Below are 4,584 nucleotides of genomic sequence, written 5' to 3'. Positions count from 1 at the left end.
GGCGGACCCGATGTGGCCGCCGCGATCGCGGGCAGGGCTCAGACGCCCGGCGTCACCGCACTCGAACCGTCTCCCAAGGACACCGCCGCGGTCATCCAGTGGCTCACCGACAACCACAAGAAGTACGGCTTCCAGGGCAGCGACGGTAAGAGCAGCTTCAGGAGTCTGAGCGTCCAGCCCGGAATCATCTGGCTCCAGGAGTGCGCCGTACACAAGCAGCTCACCATCTCGGACGCCGATGTCGTGACCCACATCCGCACGAACTATCCGGATGGCGGCCTCACCGCACTCCGCAACGCGGGGCTGGTCACGTGACCCACAGGCCGCCACCCCATGGTCGGCTGACTGGGCCCTCTGCCCCCGAAGCTGCCCAAGTGACCAGTAGCTCCCTGTAACGGATCAGGCGTGGGCTTGGTCCGCGTGCCTGGCAACGCGCCGCCCGGCCCCGAAGCACGACGAGAAACCGCCCGGGCGACAGGGCCGGACGGAGGCGGTCACGCGCGGCCGGACTCCGGCCCCTCGGCCGTGTCCGGCCGCGCGGTGTTTCCTCGTATCACCGCGTACCGCACCGCGTACCGTCACTGTCCGTCGCGGAACCTTGCGGCACACATCACGCCTTCGCGGGTGAACCCGGCCTTCTCCGGGGACGGTTGCTCGGGACGTTGCCAGTCTCGGTGTCCGCTTCGGGCCGGCGGGAGAGTGCGCGAACAGGTGGTCGACGAGGAGGTGCTGCGCGGCGATGCCGATGCCCCGGCCGTGCGCCTCAGGCCGCAGTTGCGCGCCGACGTTCCAGTACGGGGTGCGCCCCGCGCTTGGAACCGAGGAGCGCAGAAGAGCCCGAAGAAGCAGAGGAGGCGCGGTGCGGCCACCCTGAGTCGCAGGGTGGCCGCACCACTGCGGTACGCGGCGCATTTGAGTTCTGAAGCCTGTTCGAACGACTCCCGCCCGGTTCGGACGCTGAGGCCGGGACTGTAAAACGTCTGGCTCTGTGCCGTAAGCGGTGGTGGCGCTGTGCAGTGATCACCGGAGGAGAACGCGGTGGCTGAGCAAGGTGAACCCGGCTCGGCCGTGCATCTGCCTCGTGATCCTTGTGGTTCGTGTGTTGGCGCCGTCGGTGCGGCGCGGTCTCGGACGGGGTGGCGCACGGTGCGGCCGCGGTCGGGTCGGTGGTGCGTTCCGTTCCGTCGTCCGGTGTGCCGTCGCCGGTGCCCGTATCTGCACGGGGTTGGAGCCGGTGAGGGCGAGAGACGTATGGCTGGTTCCTCTCGTGCTTCTCTCCATCGCGCCTGCCGGACCCAGGCCATCTGGCGGTTCTGGTCCGTGCCGGCTTTGTCGGGGCTGTTCTCGTCCTCACCGGCGTATCCCGGACTGGCCTGTCCCCAGTTCATTCCCCCTGCTGCCGCATCAGGGGGGGATGGCGACGGTCTTTCACCTCCGCGCGGGTTATCAGCGCCTCTCGGCGCACCGACACCACCCCGCATGGCGGGGTGATGGAGCGGTGGTGGTGGTCTATCGTGCGGCGAGTGGCGCTCCGCTTCCGGCCGGCGCCTGGAGGATGGTGAGTTCGGCCATGCTGGTGAAGGGGCCGCCGTTCGTCGCGGACAGGGCGCGCAGGCGCACGTACCGGGCGGTCGTCGGGGTGAAGGTCACCTGCTTCTCGGTCTGGTCGTCGGCGAAGGTGCCGGTGGCCACCGTGCGCCAGGTCCGGCCGTTGTCGCTCACGGTGAATTCGTAGTCGGCCACCCGGCCGTTGGAGCCGCCGTCCTGCCTCGGGAGGTAGCGGAATCCGGCGAGGCGGTGGCGGGCGCCGGTGTCGACGGTGATCTCGTGAGGTGGGGTGTCGGGGGCGGGAGAGTAGGCGGTGTGCCAGTGGGTGTACGGGTTGTCGTCGAGTACGCGTGTCGCGGCGCCCGGCTCCTGCCCGGTCTCCTCGCTGTCCACGGACGTCACCCGCATGCCGGATTTGGGCAGTGCGGTGGGGTCACCCGGTGCCGGGCCGCCGATGGCGTCGGCGCGTGCGAAGAACTGCCACACCGTCGCGGAGCGTGGGCCGCCCCACGTGCGTTCAGCGAGGACCTGGAGCGGGCGCCGGGCGAAGAAGTCGAACCACTGGGGGCTCTGTTCCTCGGCCTGGTCGGACCAGCGGGCGGCCTTGTAGCCGGTGACGTTGTCCGGCGTCGGGAACGCGTAGTCCTCGTACACGGCACGTACGTCGACATACCCGTAGTCACCGGGCTTCCGGCCGAAGCCGGGTGAAATGTACAGGCGTTGTTCCGGGGTCGCCACGACGCGGTAGCCCTGCTCGGCGAGGGCGGAGGGGTCGTCGCTGACCCAGGTGTCGAGCACGATGTTCTTGTCCGGCGCGATGCTGCTCTTCTGCCCGTAGACGTTCCACCATTCCCACGCCTCGGTCGTCTTTCCGTGGCCGCGGACCTGGCGGTCGAGGGTGTTGAGGAAGTCCACGAACACGTCGCCCGGGTAGGCGAAGCCGCGTTCCTGCTGGTAGGTGACCAGTTCGGGGCAGGCGTACTTGGCGGGGTCGTAGCCGATCTCGTCGCCGCCGACGTGGAAGTACTGGCTGTCGAACATGGGGATGATCTCGTCGAGCAGCTCACGGACGAAGTCGCGTGTGTGCTCCTTGGTGATGTCCAGGGTCCACCCGCCCTGTTCGCCGCCCGGCCACTGCGCCTTGTCCATCGACTCGCAGGAGAACCGCAGCGAGGGGTCGTAGGCGGTGATCGGCGTGGCGTGCCCCGGCAGGTCGACCTCCGGGATGATCTCCACGTGGTAGCGGCGTGCGTAGTCCTGCAGTTCGCGCAGGTCGGACGCCGAGTACGACTCCTCGGCGGCGAGTTGCGGGAACTTCTCCGTCCGGATGCGGAAGCCCCGCCAGTCGGTCAGGTGCAGGTGGAAGGTGTTGAGTTTCTGCCAGGCCATCAGCCGTATCTGCGACTTCAGATAGCTCACCGGGTAGAACTTGCGCCCCACGTCGAGCATCTGGGCGCGCTGCCCCATCCGCGGCCAGTCGCGGGCTGTGCCCCGGGGGACGCGGGAGCGGTCGGGGTCGGCCTTGAGGATCTGTTGCACGGTCTGGGTGCCGTAGAAGACACCGGCCGGTGTGGGGGCCTCGATGGTCAGTTCGGACGCGGACGTCAGGCGGTAGCCCTCCGGGCCCGGCACTTGGCCGTTCGTGCGCGTGGTGAGGAGCACGTCGCCGCGACGCGGGGCCCCTTCGTCCACGGGTATGTCACGGCCCGTCAGGGCGGACAGGTCGGTGGCGAACGTCTTTGCGGTGGTGGCGAGTTCGCCGGCTTGCGCGCGGGGGACGACGACGCGGCTGTGCCGGGTCAGTCGCCAGTCGCCCCGGTCGCCCCGCCACTCCTGGAGGCTGCCGGGGACGGTGCCGTGAGCGGCAGGAGCAGGGCCCCGACGGCGAGGGTGGCCACGGCGAACGGTGTACGGCGTGGCCGCCGCACGGTGTGCGCCCAGCCTCTCATCGCAGGTCCACGCGGTCGCCGGTGACCGTGGAGGTGGTCCGGACGCCGTTGGGGGCGAGAGCGGTCACGGTGAGTTCGGGGACGAAGGAGCCCCGCTTGACGTCGGCTTCGGTGACCGTGACCGTGGCCGTGCGGCAGACGTAGGACTGCCCGGCAGCGAGGCTGGAGTAGTGGCAGGTGGGCAGATTACTCATGTTGCCGGTGACCGTGACGTCGGTGAGCGTGGTGTTCCCGGTGTTCGTCACCCGGGTCCAGTACGTCAGCACGTCCCCGGTGACGCCCGGAGCGCCGGCGGCGTCGTAGTGGTCGATGACCGGCAGCGCGGACAGTGAGGGCCGGGCGGGGGCCGACGGGCCGGCCGTGACGTCGAGCGATGCCGTGCCGTAGGACCGGTCGCCCGCCGTGCGGTATACAGCCGTCATCGGGACACGGCCGGTCGCGGTGGCGGGCGCCGTCACGCGTACCGTCACCTCGGCACTGCCACCGGGGGCGATACGCGGCACCGCGACCTTGCGGCCGGTGGTCCAGCCCGCCGGGAGATCGAGGTCCAGGGTGCCCCGCGCGGTGGTGCGCTGCGTCTGGTTGGTGACGGAGACGGTCAGGTCGGCGCTGTCGCCGGCGGCCACCGCCGAGCCACCCGCTGTCGAAGCCCGCGTAGGTGATGGTGCGGTACCCCGCGCGTTCGTAGAGCATCCCGACACGGCCGCGGGAGAGCGGGGTGATGGTGGAGTAGCCGGCGGCGCCGGGTTCCAGGACGCGTCGGATCGGCCATGTCTTGCCGTCGTCGCAGGACATCTTCACGGTGAGGTTGCGCCGGATGCCGTCGTCCTCGGTGTTGCTGAAGAGCAGCATCTTCGACCGGGGGTCGGACGCGGGCGCGTCGGGCGCGTAGCGCGCGATGGCACCGTTGTTGCCCGGGTCGGTGAGCTGGGTGTCCTGGCGGAACTCTCCGTAGGTGACCCCGCCGTCGTGGGAGAGGGCGACCCTGCGATAGGGCGCGGAGCGGGAGTTGAGCATGACCGTGCCGTCGGAGAGCTCGACCGTCTTGTTCTCGTCGGCGCCGGGGCCCACGAGCTCGCCCATGTGC

Annotated in this window: 2 protein-coding genes and 2 pseudogenes; 1 reads left to right on the top strand and 3 read right to left on the bottom strand. The window is 70.0% G+C overall.

The window, feature by feature from the left end:
* A pseudogene (locus IH13_RS42675) lies at nucleotides 1-315 on the top strand (hypothetical protein); the annotation flags it as partial.
* Between the two features lie 1,194 nt (nucleotides 316-1,509).
* Here the strand turns inward: IH13_RS42675 and IH13_RS0123130 are convergent.
* The 3 genes and pseudogenes from IH13_RS0123130 to IH13_RS46170 form a co-directional block, all read right to left on the bottom strand.
* Entirely contained in the window at nucleotides 1,510-3,489 is a 1,980-nt protein-coding gene (locus IH13_RS0123130; RefSeq protein WP_267883872.1) for a family 20 glycosylhydrolase, read from the bottom strand.
* A gap of 4 nt (nucleotides 3,490-3,493) precedes the next feature.
* Complete coding sequence (locus tag IH13_RS44845) at nucleotides 3,494-4,123, bottom strand: DUF7507 domain-containing protein (protein WP_051835903.1); 630 nt, start codon at nucleotides 4,121-4,123, stop codon at nucleotides 3,494-3,496.
* 229 nt (nucleotides 4,124-4,352) lie between these two features.
* Nucleotides 4,353-4,584: pseudogene (locus IH13_RS46170) on the bottom strand (exo-alpha-sialidase); the annotation flags it as partial.

It is taken from the genome of Streptomyces sp. NRRL WC-3549, assembly GCF_000721935.1.
GTDB lineage: Bacteria > Actinomycetota > Actinomycetes > Streptomycetales > Streptomycetaceae > Streptomyces.
Note: the sequence above shows the minus strand (reverse complement) of the source record. Positions and strands in the feature narration are given on the sequence as shown.